Annotated in this window: 11 protein-coding genes; all 11 read right to left on the bottom strand. The window is 39.2% G+C overall.

Annotated elements, in window-relative coordinates:
• Positions 1-29 precede the first annotated feature (29 nt).
• Positions 30-1,157, bottom strand: coding sequence for a FecR family protein (locus tag ABDJ41_RS07760; protein WP_349785329.1), 1,128 nt, complete (start codon positions 1,155-1,157; stop codon positions 30-32).
• Between the two features lie 11 nt (positions 1,158-1,168).
• Positions 1,169-1,747, bottom strand: coding sequence for an RNA polymerase sigma factor (locus ABDJ41_RS07765; RefSeq protein ID WP_349785330.1), 579 nt, complete (start codon positions 1,745-1,747; stop codon positions 1,169-1,171).
• A gap of 286 nt (positions 1,748-2,033) precedes the next feature.
• The gene (locus ABDJ41_RS07770; protein ID WP_349785331.1) at positions 2,034-4,268 is read right to left on the bottom strand and encodes an alpha-L-rhamnosidase-related protein; all 2,235 of its coding nucleotides are present in this window, start codon (positions 4,266-4,268) and stop codon (positions 2,034-2,036) included.
• 15 nt (positions 4,269-4,283) lie between these two features.
• Complete coding sequence (locus ABDJ41_RS07775; RefSeq protein WP_349785333.1) at positions 4,284-5,873, bottom strand: sodium:solute symporter family transporter; 1,590 nt, start codon at positions 5,871-5,873, stop codon at positions 4,284-4,286.
• A gap of 31 nt (positions 5,874-5,904) precedes the next feature.
• Complete coding sequence (locus ABDJ41_RS07780) at positions 5,905-6,990, bottom strand: Gfo/Idh/MocA family protein (RefSeq protein ID WP_349785334.1); 1,086 nt, start codon at positions 6,988-6,990, stop codon at positions 5,905-5,907.
• 13 nt (positions 6,991-7,003) lie between these two features.
• A complete protein-coding gene (locus tag ABDJ41_RS07785) occupies positions 7,004-9,556 on the bottom strand; it encodes an L-rhamnose mutarotase (protein WP_349785335.1) in 2,553 nt (850 codons plus the stop codon).
• Between the two features lie 10 nt (positions 9,557-9,566).
• The gene (locus ABDJ41_RS07790) at positions 9,567-10,496 is read right to left on the bottom strand and encodes a sugar phosphate isomerase/epimerase family protein (protein WP_349785336.1); all 930 of its coding nucleotides are present in this window, start codon (positions 10,494-10,496) and stop codon (positions 9,567-9,569) included.
• Positions 10,493-11,896, bottom strand: a complete 1,404-nt coding sequence (locus tag ABDJ41_RS07795; protein WP_349785337.1) for an acetylxylan esterase — start codon at positions 11,894-11,896, stop codon at positions 10,493-10,495. Before ABDJ41_RS07795 ends, ABDJ41_RS07790 begins: the two co-directional genes overlap by 4 nt.
• A gap of 23 nt (positions 11,897-11,919) precedes the next feature.
• Entirely contained in the window at positions 11,920-13,053 is a 1,134-nt protein-coding gene (locus ABDJ41_RS07800; RefSeq protein WP_349785338.1) for a sialidase family protein, read from the bottom strand.
• A 7-nt stretch (positions 13,054-13,060) separates the two neighbouring features.
• Positions 13,061-15,802 (bottom strand): alpha-L-rhamnosidase, encoded by a 2,742-nt coding sequence (locus tag ABDJ41_RS07805; protein WP_349785339.1) that lies wholly within the window; start codon positions 15,800-15,802, stop codon positions 13,061-13,063.
• A gap of 63 nt (positions 15,803-15,865) precedes the next feature.
• Positions 15,866-18,655: a glycoside hydrolase family 2 TIM barrel-domain containing protein gene (locus ABDJ41_RS07810; RefSeq protein ID WP_349785340.1), complete on the bottom strand. Its 2,790-nt coding sequence runs from the start codon at positions 18,653-18,655 to the stop codon at positions 15,866-15,868.
• Position 18,656: the final 1 nt, after the last annotated feature.

Raw genomic sequence — 18,656 nt, forward strand, 5'->3', positions numbered from 1 at the left:
AACCATTTTAGATTATTTTTTATTTATGTTTATTGGAAGCGAATTTTACGGCCTTCTTTAGAAAGCTTGACATCACTGGCGGCTTGAATATTTTCTAAAAAATCTGGAAGATTGGATTTTTCTAACAAGCCAGTTACTTTAAAATCCTTGAACTTATCATAATCAAATACCAATTCCATATCGAACCATCGACGCATAACCTGAGCTAGTTCGTTTATTGAAGCATTTCTAAAATAATACTCACCACGTACCCATGAAATAATATTGTTATCATGAAAATGATTTGTTTTGAAACCTAGATTTCTAACATATTTAGATTCAAACCCTGGAGTTAATTTAACAGTATCAGTTTTTGAACTAACTTCTACGCTTCCCTCCAATAGAGAGGTTGTTATTTCATTATTTTTATAAGCGTTAACATTAAACTTCGTCCCTAATACTTTAATAGTTACACCACCAGAATGAACTATAAAAGGTTTCGAATTTTTAGTTACTTCTAAATAAGCTTCTCCTTCCGTATAGATTTCCCTGGTACTTCCTTCAAATCTTGTTGGGAATTTTAAGCTCGACATAGAGTTTAAATACACTAAACTACCATCAGGTAGTCTGACCTTATAATCATAAGTTGCTGGAACAACTATGGTGTTATAAACAATATCTTTTGATTGAATAGATTGAATCCCATTTTTATTGGTACTTAATGTAACTCCATTCAACTCGACAGTATTTTCTGTTTGTGTCAAACCAATTTCCTCTCCACTATTCGAAACTAATTTCACCCCCTCCAAAGTGTCTTTCAATTCAACTGGCGTATTTGTAGCAAAGTCATTTCTCTTCTCCTTTTTAAAAATAAATAAGGTTAGAAAAACTAATAAAACTGCTGCTATTGTGGGTACTAGGATTGAACGAAGTTTAAAAGATGCTTTCTTTTGCTGTTTAATTTTTTTATAAACTTTTTCTATATCATGCTCATGATTTATTGAGGAGGTGAATTTACGTACATCAACACCATGTATTTTCTGTAAATCTTGGTAAATGGCTCTGTTTTCGTCATTTTTATTAATTAAAAAATGTAGATCAGCTTTACCAGCCTCATCTATACTCCCGACTATTTCTTCTAAAAATAACTGCTCTATATATTCCTCGTCTGAGATCATCCTTTTCTAATTTACAGTATTGATATAAAAAACACTATAAAAAGGTTAAAAGTAGGAATGTTTTTCAGTTTATAACGTAAATCTTTCAATGCGATCTTAAGATGTGTTTTCAAAGAATTGATACTTATTCCCATCTCGTCAGCAGCTTCCTGATATGATCTTTTGTTATAATAAACCATATTTAATGCTTCTTTTCTCTGGAGTGGAAGGGCTGAAACCGCTTGTTCAAGACAACAATAAATTTTTGATCTAACTTCTATATCTGGCTCATATTCTGATAAAGAAAAATAAACCTTTTGATTTTTATTTTCGTTCTCTAGCTTTTTAATCTTATTTATGGCTCTATTTTTAATACTTCTAATTAAATAAGCTTTGATTTCCCTATCCTCATCTAAAGAATTATAAATTTTCTTTACCCAAAAATCTGAAAAGAAATCCTGAACCAAGTCTTTTACATTTTCTTCATCTCTCAAATAAAGGAATGCCACACCACACAATAAGCTATAGTATCTAGAAAAAAAGATATTAAAAGAATTGATGTCTCCTTCGTTTATTTTTTTGACAATCTGCTTATCCGATAATAGTTGCATAATAGATTATTAAACCTCACCCTATATCTGGCTAAGATATAAGATATATCAGGGGTTTATTCTTTAAAATATTATCTAATGTGTTCAATATTTTATCATACAAAGCGAAAAATGAATAACACCGGCTTCTGCATCTCGCTAAAAATTAAAAAACCAGTGTCTGTGAGGAGGCATTCGGCGGGGTTGCGACCAAAGGGAAGCTTCGCCGGCGCAGCCTACGAACAGATACTGGTTTTTTAATTTAATTTTAAACAGCTTGCTATATAAAGCAATAATACATAACTGTTTACTTTTTGTACAATACGAGGTACTGAACACCTTTCTCTAACTTAATCTCATACGTTCTCTTTCCTACTTCAACAGCCTCCCCGCCTTTCACAACCGGCTTAGTTATACTCTTAAACCTTAACACACCAACTCCCTCATCAGACTTCAACTTAATTTCTGATTTACTGCAATACAAAGAAATCTCCCCTGCTGGCGTAGGCACTTTACCCTCCATCCATTCCAGACCACCTAAAGAAGGCTCAACAACATATGTCTCATACCCAGGGGTCAATGGTTTCACACCTAAATAATACTTGCCCAGTAGATAAATCGGACTCGCACCCCAGGCATGACACAAACTTTTGCCAAATGGACGACCATACATAGCCAAATGCTCCACACCTTTCTTATCAGGATTGTACTCTTCCCAAAACGAAGTTGCACCTAAATCCAACATACCTCCCCAGTAATCCTTAATCTGCTTCAACACGTATGATTGCTCTCCCATTGCACAAAGCGCTTCCAACTCATAAAAACGCATATAAGGAGTCGTGATTTTCTTAACATTATCATTCATCAACACATGTTTTTTCACACCTTCCTTTTGTGCAGGACTAAAATAATCGAAGAAAATACCGAACATATTGGCATAGCGTGTTACATGATCAGTCGGCTTACCATTAACTCTACTGTGTACCAAAGCATTCTTACTATCATCCCAATACAGCTTAAAGATCTTTGCTTTCAAATCAGCAGCTAACTTTCTATACTCGGCAGCAGCATCCTTGTCTTTCGACATATCCGCACAAAGTGCCATAGTTTCTAAACTGCGGCAAAATAACAACTGTTCAAAACTAACCTCACCATCTTTGCTAAGTTTATCAGCCCAGTCAATAAAGATCCAATCGCCTGGCATCCACTCCAGTAAACCATCTTTATTCCTGCGGTTCAACACATAATCCATTAAACTCTTCATCCTCGGATAAATATCCTGCACAAACTTCTGGTCGCCAGAATATTGATAGTAGTCATAAATCCCTAAAAACCAATAAAAAGAGTAGTCCATAATGGTATTGATATGAGCCGTTACAGGATCTTTACCCCTTTGTGCCAATAAGGTTCTTTTCACTATGGGCGACTCGTTAAATGAATAGTAATTCATCAAATAGCTTTGGTAAGCATCACCAGACCAAACCCATCTGTCGCGCTTGATACCATCTATAAAAAACTCACGGGTGTTTAAATGGAAAGTGTATTTAGAGATATCATAAATCTTATTCAATTGCTCATCAGAACTTTTAAAGCTTCCTTTTTCAGTCACCGGAGCATATTCATACAGCATACTTACTTTATCTAAACCTACACTACCCTCAGGTTGTACATTTACATATCGAAAAGCCTTAGACAGCTCGATTAACGAATCCTTTTTGCCCTTCATATCAATTTCAAGCAAATCAAGCGTCTCACATTTATCGGCCGATAAAGCTTCTTCTCTTGATTCTCCATAATAGATATTCAACTTGCCCTTACCTTTTAAGCCATGCAGTTTGATAAATCCGAAGGTCTCTTTCCCAAAATCAGCAATAAAGCCTTTCTCTACTTTTTCCGTTTTAACTGCCGCCATAGGGGTAGTGGACAGTTTAAAAGATGAAGGTCTGAACAATGGATCTGTTAAATCCCATGAACCTGCCGATACATAAGTAGTTCCAGAATTATCTGAAGCCCTTCCACTCTCATCAATCCACTCTTTATCTTCGAAAGTTGCCAACCAGGTATCATCAGAAACAATGGTTTTCCCTTGTACAAAGATAGCAGGCACTTTATCCTGTCCATATACTTTTAAACTCAGTTTGTGTTTACCAGCCGGAACAGTGATTTTTTTAGGATACCCCATAAAGGCATGCCCATCTAATTTTACATTGTATTGCCCCTCTACGTACAAGTTTACTTCTTCAGCCACTGCAAGGTTAAACTCCTTATGGAATTCAACCAATACGTAGTGACTATCCATTTTCCAGAATGGCGGCAGAAAAGTGCCTCTTTCCGTTCTGCGGTTCTGCATTCTGTTAGATACCCAGATATCCAGATCACCCGGATACCAGATCCAGGCAGCTTTATTTATTGATGATCCCTGATTGTTTTTTACTGCTTTGGCCCCATCAGAGCTCTTTTTAGTCGGCTGTGCATAAGTGTCAGTAGAAATAACAAAGAGTAAAACCACAACAACAGCAAAATCTTTTAAAAGTTGTTTCATAATTATCTGCTAAAATTAATGTCCGTTGAAAAATAAGTATAAGGCAATCATAACAATTGCCAATGTGGCCCAGGAAACCCAGACGCGTTTTGTCGGTTGCTCAATCACACTTTTATCTAACTCGTTGACCTCATAAACTGTAGGGTTTGTATCAAGAAGAGAAATCAGTACAGCAATGATCATTAAACCTGCAAAAGTGTAAAATGATAGCATGAGGTAATGTGGCCAGAAATCATATTGATCTGATGGAAATACCCATAAATAAGCTACCCCTACGCTCAAACTGATTGCCGATCCGATTGAAAGACTAAAATTCACTGCTTTTCTTGTCGTTCGTTTCCAGAAAACTGTTAACAGGAACACAACCGATAATGGTGGTGCTATAAAACCCAATATCGATTGAAAGACATCGAACAGATTTAAGCCCTTGATATTATCGATAGCCAGGACAACAATCACCGCCAGAACACATCCTGCAATAACAGATATTCTCCCCATTCGTATGATTTGCTTATTAGAAGCCTGTGGATTAATGTTTTTCACATAAACATCCATAGTAAACACAGTACTCAATGAGTTTAACGAGGAACCAATGGTACCTACCAAAACGGCAATCAGCACTACAATAACCAACCCGTTCATCCCTGGTGGAAACAGATTAGTCACCATGGTCATATAGGCTTCATTAGGATCCTTTAAATCAGGAAACAACACATAACACAACAAACCTGTGATGATAAACAAGGGTAGTGAAAGGATTTTTAACCAGCCGATAAAGCTTACTCCGAGCTGTCCCTGTTCCAGGTTTTTAGCACCAAGCACCGACTGCACCATGGCCTGATCTGTGCAGAAAAAGGCAATCGCAGCAACAGGATAGCCTAATAAAATAGCATACCATGGATATTTAGGATCACTGGCAGGCTGGATCAGGTTCCAATAATGTGATGGTGTTTTACTGTATAAAATTTCAAGTCCCCCTACCTTGTGCAAACCTAAAATGGTTAATGCTAAGGATACTGCAATGAGCAGAATCATTTGAAATACGTTTACCTTAGCAATAGCCTTTAAACCACCAAAAAAAGTAAATAATCCTGCAAAAGCAACAAGTACTGTTACCGATTGCCACATGGGGATGCCTAAAATCTGACGAACAAGGAAGCCACCGGCAAATAACCCTAAGGACAACCAGGAAATCAGAATCTTAATCAAAGCATACCATGCAAGGATATTCTGAGTGGAGTCGCCATACCTTTTACCCATAAACTCAGGCATAGTACTTACTTTGGCAGCAAGGTATTTTGGTGCAAAAACAATGGCTAGTAAAAAGAGGAATACAAAGGCATACCAGTCAAAATTTACAGCAACAATACCTGTAGTATAGCCGATACTGGCAAATGCCAGTAACATAGAGGGACCAACATTGGTGCCCCACATATTAAACCCAATACTTGGCCATCCCAGAGATTTATTAGCCAGGAAAAGGGTTTCATCCTCGTTTTTCTTTTTCGAGAAACTGGCCCTGTAGCCGATAATGATTAGAATAACCAGATAAGCAATTACAATAAAGTAATCCAGGCCGGTTAAGCGTTCTACAATGTTTCCCATTGAGGTTTATAATTTGGTTAAGCTATTGATTCTAAAGTCCGAAGTCAGCTCTTGAAAGCTGGTATTCATTAAGTATATCGTTGATTTTAACTGGAAGACCTGTCTTTAATGACCTGTCCATTGCCTGTAACAAAGCGATTGTGCCTATTCCCTCTTTTAAATCGGGATAAGCGGTTGTATCGTCTTCGATACTTTCGGCAAAATATTCCAGGTAGTTCTGATACTCTCCGGCATGATGGCTTTGCCCTTCAAAACGGAAGAAGTGTTTTAATTTGGCATCTCCCCAGGTAATCAGTTTTTCTTCACCTGTATTCGTTGTTACCGCATAACGCAACTCATGATAATCGGCCTGGCTAGCCCCTTCAGTACCTCTTAACACGCAACTCATCTCGCTTTCACGATAAGCAGGCTGTATTGGCCCTGTATAAGCACCACTCACACGTGCAATACGTCCGTCGGTCGATTTGAAAATAAAGTGCATGGTATCTTCATTTTTCAATCCTGCTTTCTTACCATTAGCACTGATCATGCCATACCCCATCACCTCTTCTATCTCCGGCAGATACCAACGTATGAAATCTACAGGATGACTTAAACCACCATAAAGCCATTTAAAAGAAGCTTCTAAAGCCCATTTCTTTTCTAAAAACCAACGATGATCGGCATTATAATGACATTCAACAGTGATCAACTCCCCGATGACACCCTCCGTATAGTCTGCCCTCTGACGTTTATAAGGTTCAAAGAACCTTGAGCTTTGTCCGACGAACACTTTCCTGCCACTTTGCATAGAAACCTCTAGCAGCTCTTTAGCCCTACCCAAATCATCAATGAAGGGTTTGGTGCATACCACATGCTTTCCGTGCAACAGCGCTTGTTTAACGTGGTCTGCGTGCAAATGATCTGGGGTATATATAGCAATCACATCGATAGATGCATCATTCAGCATTTCCTGATAGCTGGTCGTATAGTGTGGGAAGTCAAACTCTTTTGCACGTTGTTTACATACTTCCTCATTGGCATCACAAATTTTCACCAACTGGTATTTATGGCTTGCCAAGGCGGCAGACATGGTGCTGCGACCTTCGCCAAGCCCTAATATTCCTAATTTTAACATGTTATATTTCTAATTATTTCTTAAAAAATACCCAAACCACTCCCGGTCTGGTTCCTTCAATCCCCTCCTGGTATTTCTTCATCAGATTATTCCAGTCATCAACCCTTGGATTATTCAAACTAGTTCGTGGATTTAATTTATCCAGATCAGCACCTTTAGGAATACTGATCACCAGCATAAGTTGTCTTCCATGCTTAAAAATTCTCAATTGCTGAAAATCCGCATTACAAAAGCCCTTAGCTACTTCAGGCCATTTTTCAAATTGTGTAGCATGATAATCCAGATATTCCTTTTGCATTTTCTCATCACTCACCAGGTTTGTACTTAAAATAATGTTATTCCATTCCTTAACCGGCTCCTGACCGCAATGCTTCTTACGCTCAAACTTGTAAAACACATCGGTATATAACTTCGTTTCGGCTCCATTAATCCGGGCTTTAATCTGCCTTATCAATCCATTGGCTTCATTAGTAGAAGCATACACCAGTAGCCGGTTATTCCATTGATAAATGGCCGATGCAGAAATACCTTTTTCTCTACAAATTTCTATCAATAAAGGCTTGTTCAATTCTGCTGAAGACGTCCCATTAGATGGAAGTATAACTTCTATTGCCAGTTCATTTCCATTACCAGACTCAACGCTATTAAGCGGCTGGTCATATTTATTTACTGAACTGTTTTTCAGCAAATAAATATAATCCTTTTGAAGCCCAGCTTTAACTTTAACACTGTCTATAACTTTAGGACCGTTGCCCGTCCAGACGTTCCCCGGGCCATTCGCATTCTGCATGTATTTTTCTGCTGGCGTCCAGTTATTCTTCACTGTAAAATACGATGAACCTTCATCTGTATACAGGTAAAACCAATGCTCCGGATCATGAGGATATGGCGCTTTATAAATGCTGTCAATATAGTTATCTGAGATCACCGATCCGGGCTGAGCCGAAAGCGTATAAATTGCCGCTGCATCGTATAAGTATTTTGCATAATGATGGATCTTATTGGCGGTAATGGTATTGTTGCGCATGGCATTTATCGTCCTGGTCCAGCCCCAGCCCATACTGATACCAGAATAGCTTACATCGCTGATTTCATTATGTGCTATAGTGATACCTCTTACAAAACCGGCACCTATCCCTACGCAACCCCAATCCTCATTAGTCACATCTGTTATCAGGTTATTGGTAATCGTTTCATTGGTACAAATTTCTCTTTCATCTTTTGGATTATAAGGTAAATGCACCTCTGTAGCTTCATCAGAAAATGTGCCCACCAATATACCACTACCACCAATATCCCTGAAAAGATTTCCTTTAATTACATTACTATAAGTACCTCTTTGATAATCCAGTCCGGTTGAAGCATGATGCTCAAATCTGCAATCTTCAAAACCTGTATGATGGGCATAACTAACCTCTACAGCCGCTGCCGGGCGACCAACCCAGGCCTGGTTTTCCAGTCCGCTTTTATCAGGCGTACCTGGTATCTTAAGTTTATAAGCATCCAGCATATACATACCTGCCTGATGCGGTACATGTCCAAAATGTGAAGGCCTTAACCAACCTGCATGCTGAAAGGAAATGCCCTGAAAGAACACATATGAAACGGGATGATCAATAGTTCCCTCCATTTTAACTAAAGTTTCCAGATATGGCGCAATCACTTTAGCAGTATTCATATTTTCGCCAGCCCTTGGCCAGTAATAAACCTTGCCATTCTTCAGATCCTCATACCACTCGCCCGGCTCATCTAAAAACTGAATGGCATTGGTTAAATAAAAAGGTGAGTTGCCGGTCTTCTCAGAAATCCATGGCGCTGGCCAGGGATGCTCTGACTGTACACGGCTTTCGGGTTCCATAAAACTTAATTCCGCTTCATTGCCCTTAACTTTTACAGATTTTATGCGCAGATTGGCGATGGCCCACCATTGCTGAATGACCATTTCCATGCCTTTAATCTCTTCGAAATTGCTTATACTTTTTAAAGCTGGCAGAGGGATCTTGCAGGTTTTTGCGGGAAAATTCCAACTCAGAATGCGGCCCATTTTATCAGAATTGAAATCCTTAGCCCTGATTGCCTTTTTTTCATAAATCCACAACTGCCTAAATTCTAAATAACTATTATTCAGATCATATACATCGGCCACCAAAAGTTTCTCTTTAATATGATCTGGTACCCCTCGCACTACTTTTGACAGCTTTTTCCATCCGGAAATTGAAATTCCACCACTTAGTACAACCTCTGCTCCCGCAGCTTTTTTAATAATAGTCGGACTCTCTGCGGTACCTGAATCTTCAGGCCTTATCACTACCGGTTCATTCAATTGATAAAAACCATTTTCGATAATAATATTAATCCCCCCTTTCACTGCCGGATCATTCAAACGTCTCATTTCACGAGCCTTACGTAGTGCATTATTTAATGTCGCTACCGGCCTCGCTTTTGTACCTGCATTGCTATCTGATCCTTTTAAGGAAACATAGATATCTGCAGCCAACAGGTCGGAATTATTAAATAGCAATCCCAGAACCAATGCCCATAAGCATGATTTCAAAGTGTTGTTCATTTTCTTTAAATTATTGAAAAACAGACTTTACATAAGTAGTATTTGCAGTAAAATTCCATTTTACATTTCTTGGGTTTGTAGCATCTCTTGAACGTTCAACAACCAGCCAGCCTCTCCATCCCATATCATCCAATGTTCTTTTTACCGCCTTCATGTCAATTTTAGGGTCATTCTGCAACCAAACCCCATCATCATTGGTACAATGAATCTGAACAATATTCTTTTTGCCCAGAATTCTTAACTCCTGATGTATATCACGGCCATTTTTTATAGCGTTTGAAAAGTTGAAATAACTTTTAATATGTGCTGAACCTATGTCCTTTAACAATTGCAGTTCGCCACGAGCATCCAATGCAGTTTCAATACCAATGATTACCCCCGCCTTTTTAGCCATGTGTCCTGCAACCTTCAGCCGCTCTACGATTGCCGGCCTTAATTCCGGGTTCTTAACCAAATCGCCCTGTACACCCAATGGAAGAAAAGCAACCTTTACATTCATCGCTTTCATTGTATTAATACAATCACCAATCATTTGCTGATAAGTTGGCCTGGTAGCCAATGATTGAGCATAAAAACCAGTCATAGCCAACGAGCAGATTTCCAGATTCAGTTCTCTGGCTTTATCTATAAACTGTTGTCTCAGAACAGGATCTGCTAATTTACTATCAAAAGTATCCCTGTTACCTAATCCACCCATATCCAGTTCAATACCATCAGCACCTATTTCCTTACTCAGTTCAAAAGCACTTAATTTCTGCCTTTTTAAGATCATCAGATCTATTACAGCAACCTTATAGCGCTGCTTTTTGCCTTGCAGAGCATGATGATCAGTCGGCATCATACTGGTAAAAGCCTGACTATACTGACTGCTCAGTAACAACCCACCTGTAAGCAAGCCTAGCTTCCCTAAAAACTCACGTCTGTTGTCTATTTTGCTCATTTCGAAATGCTTTCGTTAAATACCTTTTCTAAACTTTCAAATCCTTTTATGGCATTTGATGGTAAACGTTCCCCCTTATCGCCAAATACATACATGGCAGATTCCTTTTCTACCGTACATCTGCTTTCATCATACTGACCATTTTTATCCTTTACCGCAGCAGCGTTCAGCCTGAACTGATCAATTAAAAAATCATACAATGCCTTGCGTTTCGAAAAACCAAAGTCATGTCCTTCCAGAGGTAAATGAATATTTTGCACCAGGTCTGTCCGACCATAATAGCCATATATTTTCTTCAAAAAAGGCATGTCGTGATCAGGTACTGAAACCGTCCAGTCTTTACCATCTGATACTACTAACTGTGGATTCGGAGCGGCCATTGCAGCAATCTCCACATTGTTAGTCCCACCACCACAGAGATGAACAGGCATTCCACTTTCACAAGGACAACCACCATAAAATGAAGATGATAAAGAAACTACCGGAACACTTAGTTTAATACGATCATCCATAGCAGCCATCAACACGGTATGACTTCCACCACCAGATCCTCCACTGATCCCTACCCTACTCTTATCGGTTTCTTTGAGTGAAATCATGTAATCCAGAATCCTGATACCACCTAAAGTTTGTATGGTCTGAGCCAGGCTCCGTCTGTGATCTTCCGACTTAAACTGAAGCAAAGATTCACCCCATGCAAACAGGTCATAGCTGACCGCCATTGCCCCCATCCGTGCAATCATTGCACAGCGGATCTGGGCGTCTTTACGATAACGCTGCTGTGCCCAATGTCCATCCGGACTCAGCACTACAGGAATTTTTCCTTTAATTTTTAGAGGCTTGTAAATAGAGCCGTTTATATATAACCCCGGCAATATTTCAATTGCAATATTTTCTATGGTATAACCATCCATCACCCTTTTTGGCGTCAGGATTGGTTTTGATGATGGTTTCGGAGGTAAAGGCGATAATTGCTGGGCTTCATACAGCAATGGCTTCAATAATGCTTTGCGTTGTTCCCAGCCTGACTTATCATGATAGAGGGTAGCCAGATGATCCAATGTATTTTGCCCCTCCTGTACCTGCCAGCGGTAATATTCATAATCCTTTAACTTGTAAACACCGGCTGCCTCTTTATTCACCTTCATATCCAGTGGTAAAAGCACATTATTCAGCGTTTCATCAATATCAGGTCTGAAGCGCCATAAGGCATAATTCACCCAGCGGTCTTTTACCTGTTCATCATTATACTTTATCTTCACGTTAAAACGACTTTCTATCTCCACTATGACCTTTTTTAACGGCATACGGTACAAGAAGTCGGAATTCTGAGTTTGTGCAATAGCAGCGCTTAAAAACAGCGAAAAACCAATAGCCAGAAAAAAAGTATATCGCTTCATCAGATTACTCCTCGTTTTAAATGTTATTCCTCGTTTTTAAATTCGGTAAGTACTGGTGCTTTATATCCTTTTACAGTCGGCCAGATACCATTTACAATCTTTTTAAGTTTTAATTTTGATGGATCTACCACAACATGTTTGATTTTTTGTCTTCTCCAGGTATAAATAAAATGCAACATCCCATCTGATGTCTGTATCACTGCCGGATAAGAATACTGGCTGATTGGCGAATCTTCCAGAATTAATGCTGCAAACCATTGCCTGCCATCTTTAGAAATTGATACGTTCAAAGGTGTTCTTGGCCCTTTTGCCAAATCTCCCGGAGGCAATACATGGTTGTAAACCAATACATGGCGACCGTCTTTCATAGTCACAGCATCCGTACCAGAGTTGTTATTTGGTAGATTGGTTTTAGCTAATGGCGACCAGGTTTCCCCATTATCGGCAGACCAGGATTCAACAAGTGCCCTATTTTTGCTTCGGGCTAATATCTGCAACTTACCTTTTCCATGATCTAAAATACTTGGTTGTATTGCATCAAGCCCGCCACCAGCGATCGGCCCTACAGTGCGCCAGTTCTGACCATTGTCTTTCGTTACTTCGAAATGGACTTTCCAGCCATTACCTTCAGTGCTTGATGGATTAAACAGGTTTCCATTGCTCAGCAGAACCGGCTTGTTTTTAACAGGGCCAATATAACCTTCAGGTAGTTTCTTAGCATCAGACCAGGTAATACCACCATCTTTTGAAGTCTTCATTAATCCCCACCATTCTGATGGTTTAGGGCCAATTTTATAAAAAAGTATTAAATCACCACCCGGCACCTGGTATAAAACAGGATTCCAGGTGGGTAATCTTAAACTATCATTTTGTATGCCATTGGCTACGGAAACTGGCGCTAACCAGGAACCATTTACTTGTCTGCTGATGTAAATCTCTACATCGGGATGGCGTTCTCTGGTCCCACCAAAATAAGCTGCTACTAAACCAGTTGGAGTTTCTGCAATGGTTGCAGAATGACAGGACGGAAACCCAGCCTTTTCATATAAAAACTCATCCGTTATTATTCCTGAACGCCATTTTTGCGATTGCGCAGAAGCGTTTAGCGTTAACAAGGCAATCAGAATAGTTAGTATATATATTTTTTTGTTCATCATCTTTCTTTTATAGTTCAGCTACAAATGAATAATCGCCTGATCCCAGTTCAAGGACTGCTCTGCTACCCTCCATTTGTATAAATTTCACACCTTTAACATTTGCAGTGATCCTCTGTCCGCTTTCCTTTATCTGTGCTACAGATTTAGCTGGAATACTTATCCTTGCTATCGTATTAGCAGGCACAGTAATTTTCCATTTAAAATCCTTTGCCGACTTCGTCCAATTGCTTTTAATCAGGCCATGAACAGAATTGTATGAAGCATTTACAGCATCCAACCCTTTAATTAATTCTGGCTTCATTATAATTTCTTTATAGCCAGGCTCTGCGGCTTTGATCCCTGCAAGGTTTTCATAATACCAGATCAGCAAATCGCCCAGCATCATTACATGGTTCTGCGAGTTCATTTTAGGAGCTGCAGTGTTTCCATTCCACAATTCCCAAATTGCAGTTGCGCCGTTTTCAATCATATATCCCCATGAAGGATAAGTCTTTTGCGAAGCAATCTGATAAGCAAGGTCAGCACGGCCATTTTCAGTAAGCGTACGCATCAGGAACTGAGTACCTATAACTCCTGTACTTAAATGTCTTTTATTCTTTTCTACAATGATGTATTCAATATGTTTCAACACTTTCACCTTTTCAACATCATCAGTCAGACCAAAATAAACAGGCAGCAGATTATCTGTTAACTTATCACCATAATAGCGCTGAGCATTGTAGAACTTACGATTAAAAGCTTTTTTTAAATCTGAAGCTAGTTCAGTATACCCAGCAAGATCTCCTCCATTCCCTGTTAAAGTGCTATAACGGATCATCATGGTAGTCAGATGATAGTAGTAAGCAGTAGCAATTAAAGCACTCGGATGCTTCTGGTCAGCTATTACACCTTTACCATCTTCAGCAGTTACAGGTGGCGCACACCAGTCACCATAACTATCTTTGGTAATAATTCCCTCAGCATTCATATACCTGCCTTTCATATAAGCCATCCACTTTTTTACTGCCGGATAGTTTTCCTGCAATACAGCTAAATCGCCTGTTTGCTTGTACAGCATGTCAGAAACCATCAGCAAAGTTGCCGGCCAGGTTACATTATCACTGTAATACCTCCAAAATGTTGGTGCAACATCAGGAATTGCACCATCTTCTTTCTGGGCACATCTAATATCCTGAAGCCATTTCTTATACATGGCGGTGTTATCGAATAAAAAGCTTTCCCCATAAGCACCAACAGTTCTGTCGCCCAACCATGGCTGGCGCTCATTACGTTGCGGACAATCAACAGGCATCCCTTTATAATTGGATGCTATCCCCCACCATGAGTTCTTAAAAATCTGGTTCAGCAATGTATTGGAAGATTCAAAAGTCCCAATTGTTTTCATGTCATCATACACCAGACAACCTGTAAAGTCACTTTTCTGAGGAACACCAGGATAACCACTCAGCTCCACATACCGGAAACCCTGATAAGTAAACCTTGGCGCCCAGGTTTCTAAGCCCCCGCCTTTAAGGATATAAGTATCTGTAGCTTTGGCATCACGTAGATTTGTTCTGAAAAGTTCACCGTTTGGTTCCAGTGATTCTGCAAATTTTATTGACACTTTGGTTCCTGCCTGTCCCTTAACATTAAACTTAACCCATCCAGCGAAATTCTGTCCAAAATCAATGATATATCTACCATTATCACGCTTTGTAATAGAAACAGGAGCAATATTTTTCATCACTTTCATCTGTTCGTTCATCTGTGCCTGATAGGTGCCACCCGGTTCCTGAACATATTCAGCCGTTAGCCATTTGTCTTCCTTAAATCCCGGTTCAGCCCATCCTTTAAACTCCTTACGGGCATCATATATTTCACCATCGTATTCATTATTGGCTAAAATTGGCCCATCTGCAGTGCCTTTCCAGGTATGATCTGTTTTTATAGATAATGTAGAGCCATCGGTGTATTTAATGATTACCTGAAGTAATAACTTAGGAAAGCCAAATGTTTTAACTTTATAGGGCTTAGCCTGTCGCATGGCAAAAAAGCGTCCGTTTCCCAGCACCACACCAATAGCATGCTTGCCCTGCTTAAGGTGTTCAGTAATATCTAAAGCATTGTAATTTATATTCTTAGTATAATCAGTAGGCGCAGGAGCTAAAACCTGATCACCTATTTTTTTACCGTCGACATACAGTTCATAAAGCCCCATCCCCATAATATAGGCAGTTGCAGATGCTACTGTTTTTTCTGTTGTAAACTCTTTTCTAAAATAACGAGCAGATAAACGTCCTTCGGACAGACTATCCCATGGAAAAAAACGATCGAAACCTATCCAGCGACCTTCCCAATCTTTATAATTCAGTAAGCCCATTGACCATGAAGCAGTCTTGCTCCATTCAGAATCACCTTTAGTTGTTGTCACTTTAACTTTCCAGTAGTATTTGTTTTTACTCTTTAAAGCTTGTCCCCCATATTGATTATAAACCGAAGCTGCAGAATTTACCAGACCTGAATTCCAGACATCTGCATCCTTTTCCGTCAATTTATCGACTGAAGAGGCGACTAACACATGATAAGCAGTCTGCTTCACATCACGCTGAGCAGAATGAATCTCCCAGCTTAGTTTTGGTTTTAGTATATCTATCCCTAAAGGCTCTTGCAGCAATTCAGTACGGAGGTTTTGCAGCGACACCTGAGCAAAAGCAACATTAAGACTAAAAGTCAGAAATGCTGTAAGAATAATACATCGTTTAAATATCATTTGGCGCAGCTTTATCAACTGAATTATTTATATATGAATTTATCATTCATATAAATATAAGTATTATTTATTTGAATTACCTGGCAAAAAGTCAAAATACAATGTCATATCCAATGCCCTTGCCGGTTCTTTCTCATAATCATAAAAGATATTCTGCATCGACATCGGACCTGTTCTGTCCTTTCTCTGTGTTTTTGTACCTATTCCGGGAATTCCATGCATAAAAGAAATATCACCTGATGGGAAATGTGGTTCATAATTATGCCACTGATCAGTTTTCCAGGCTGCACTAAATAACCTTAAAAAGATATCTTCATTCTCTGTAATAACGGTAAAAGGCTGATCTTTCGTGGTGAATTTACACCAGTACATATTAGAATGATAACCTTTAAACTCCGGATATATCCAGGATTCACCAGTTTCAGTATTGTTATAATCTTTTTTCCATATGCCAAACTCATTACCTTTCATACGGTTCTTCCATACCCTGTGTGGTCCACGCCCCATATATTCCACTCCTTTAATCTGATCTTCCGGAAAAGAGAAGTTCAGGCCAATAAAGTTCGTCAGATATTCTGCAGGGAAATATTTTACGTTTAGTTTTAACATACCGGATGGATAGATTGTCCATTGTAATGTATTGTATGCTTCTTTTCTATCGAATGAAGACTCAATGATCAGGTTCTTTCCATCCTTACGGTATGTGATGTCCCTGAAATTCGTTGCCCCCTGTTGTACAATTGGTCCATTTGTAAAGGGGATGATTCCCTTTTCGTTTCTTACTTCCCGAAGAATCCCTGTTTTCTTGCTAAAACTCAAGGAAATTCCATTGGCAATAGTGGTATACAATGAATCTCTATCCTGAATTTTTACAGCGGCAGCACCATCTTTTTTAACCATTGCCAAGGCTTCTTTATCTGGCAACGTAATAGGGAAACTCCAGGTATATAATTCCTTACCATGGAAATCAGTTGCAGTAATACACAATACATCAAAGGCAGTCCAGCTTGCAGGTAAAGCAATACTTAACTTACCTTTCTCCAAAGGTTTAACATCTGGTGCCAGGGCTTTTCCTTTAAGCGTTTCCTTAGTTTTAAAGTTAGTTAGCTTCCAATCAAACGTACAGGCATTCAAATTTGCAAAATGATATCGGTTCTCGATATTGAATACCCCATCAAAACCAACTGTCATTTCCCTATGCTCAAAAAACACCGGACTCCAGATCTCTTTAATTGCAAAGTAACTACCTTCTTTTTCATGATATGGACCAACAATTCCATCCGCTCCACGATTACCATCTGCATCTATGATATTATTCTTATCAGTCCGTACCACCCCCTGATCTGCAAAATCCCATAGAAAACCACCGGCAGATAAAGGATTCACTAACATATCATTCCAGTAATCTTCTAATCCCGCACCATGTCCACCATCAAACATTCCATGTAAAAACTCGGTAGGCATCACTATGCTATGTCCGTGTCTGTAGTTACCAATACCATAATTATACTCCCGGTAGTGCTGGGTATCGAAACCATTAAAATCTTCCCAGGGATGAATCACAGGACGTTTCTGAATATCAAACTGTGCAAATAAAGGATCAAGCTCACGATTATGACCACCCTCATTCCCATTTGCCCAGATCACGATAGACGGATGATTCACATCATGACTCATCATCTCTTTCAGTAATTTAGTGCCTGTTGGTGTATCATAATGACCATGCCATCCCGCTAATTCATCCATCACATACAAACCAAGTGAATCACAAACATCAAGGAAATGACCATCTGGCGGGTAATGCGACATACGTACCGCATTCATATTCATTGCTTTTATCAGCTCAACATCTTCAATGCTGTTCTTTTTACTTAATGTTCTGCCCGATGCAGGACGGAATGAATGCCTGTTTACTCCTTTGAACTTAATTTTAACACCATTTACAAAGATTCCATCTCTTGGTTTAACCACTACAGTTCTGAAACCAATCTTTTTAGATATGGTATGTACGACTTTGTTTTTCTGATATAAAGTAAAAGTTGCTGTATAGAGGTTTGGAAACTCGGACGACCATAATTCTGGCGCTGAGAACTTTCCTGAAATACTTAGCGGAACTGTTCCCTTTTTATCTGAAGCAGTTTTATTCAGATCTGAACTTAATAATGCGCCATATTTCTTGCCATCAGCTGCATACAACTGAACAGTTAATTTATCGGCATTTCCTTTTACAAAAGCTTCCGCTTTAAACTGACCATCTGCTTTTGCATCAATAGCTACGCTTTCGATATGGGAAACTGGTAGAGTTTCTAAAAACACTGGTCTGAATATCCCTCCAAAAATCCAGAAATCGGCTTTGCGCTCTGCCTCATTTACAGATTGGTTAGCAGAATGTTTGGAAACCTTTGCTTCTAGCAAATTATCAATGCCATATTTTAGTAAACTGGTTATATCGTAGCTGAACACATAAAATGCCCCTTGATGTATTGGTCCGGCCAATTTACCATTGATCTTTACTTCAGTATCAGTCATCGACCCCTCAAATACAATATTTATCTTTTTACCTTTCCAACCGTCTGAAACCTTGAATTTATACTTATATAAACCTTGCTCCTTACCTCTAACGCTATCCTTTGCAAAACCATAATCATACTTTCCAAAACCTTGCAGTTCCCAGTTTGAAGGTACAGCAATGGTAGACCATTTACCGGAGTTCATTCCCCCGGTACTGAAAAAGTCCCATTTTACAGTATTATCGTTACCAGTTCCGGATAGGTAATAACGTTCTGTCTGCTGTGCATAAACAATGGTGGAAAGCATCAGCAAAATATAAGAAAGGATTGATTTAAGCTTCATG

The sequence above is a fragment of the Pedobacter sp. ASV1-7 genome (genome assembly GCF_040203335.1).
Taxonomy (GTDB): domain Bacteria; phylum Bacteroidota; class Bacteroidia; order Sphingobacteriales; family Sphingobacteriaceae; genus Pedobacter.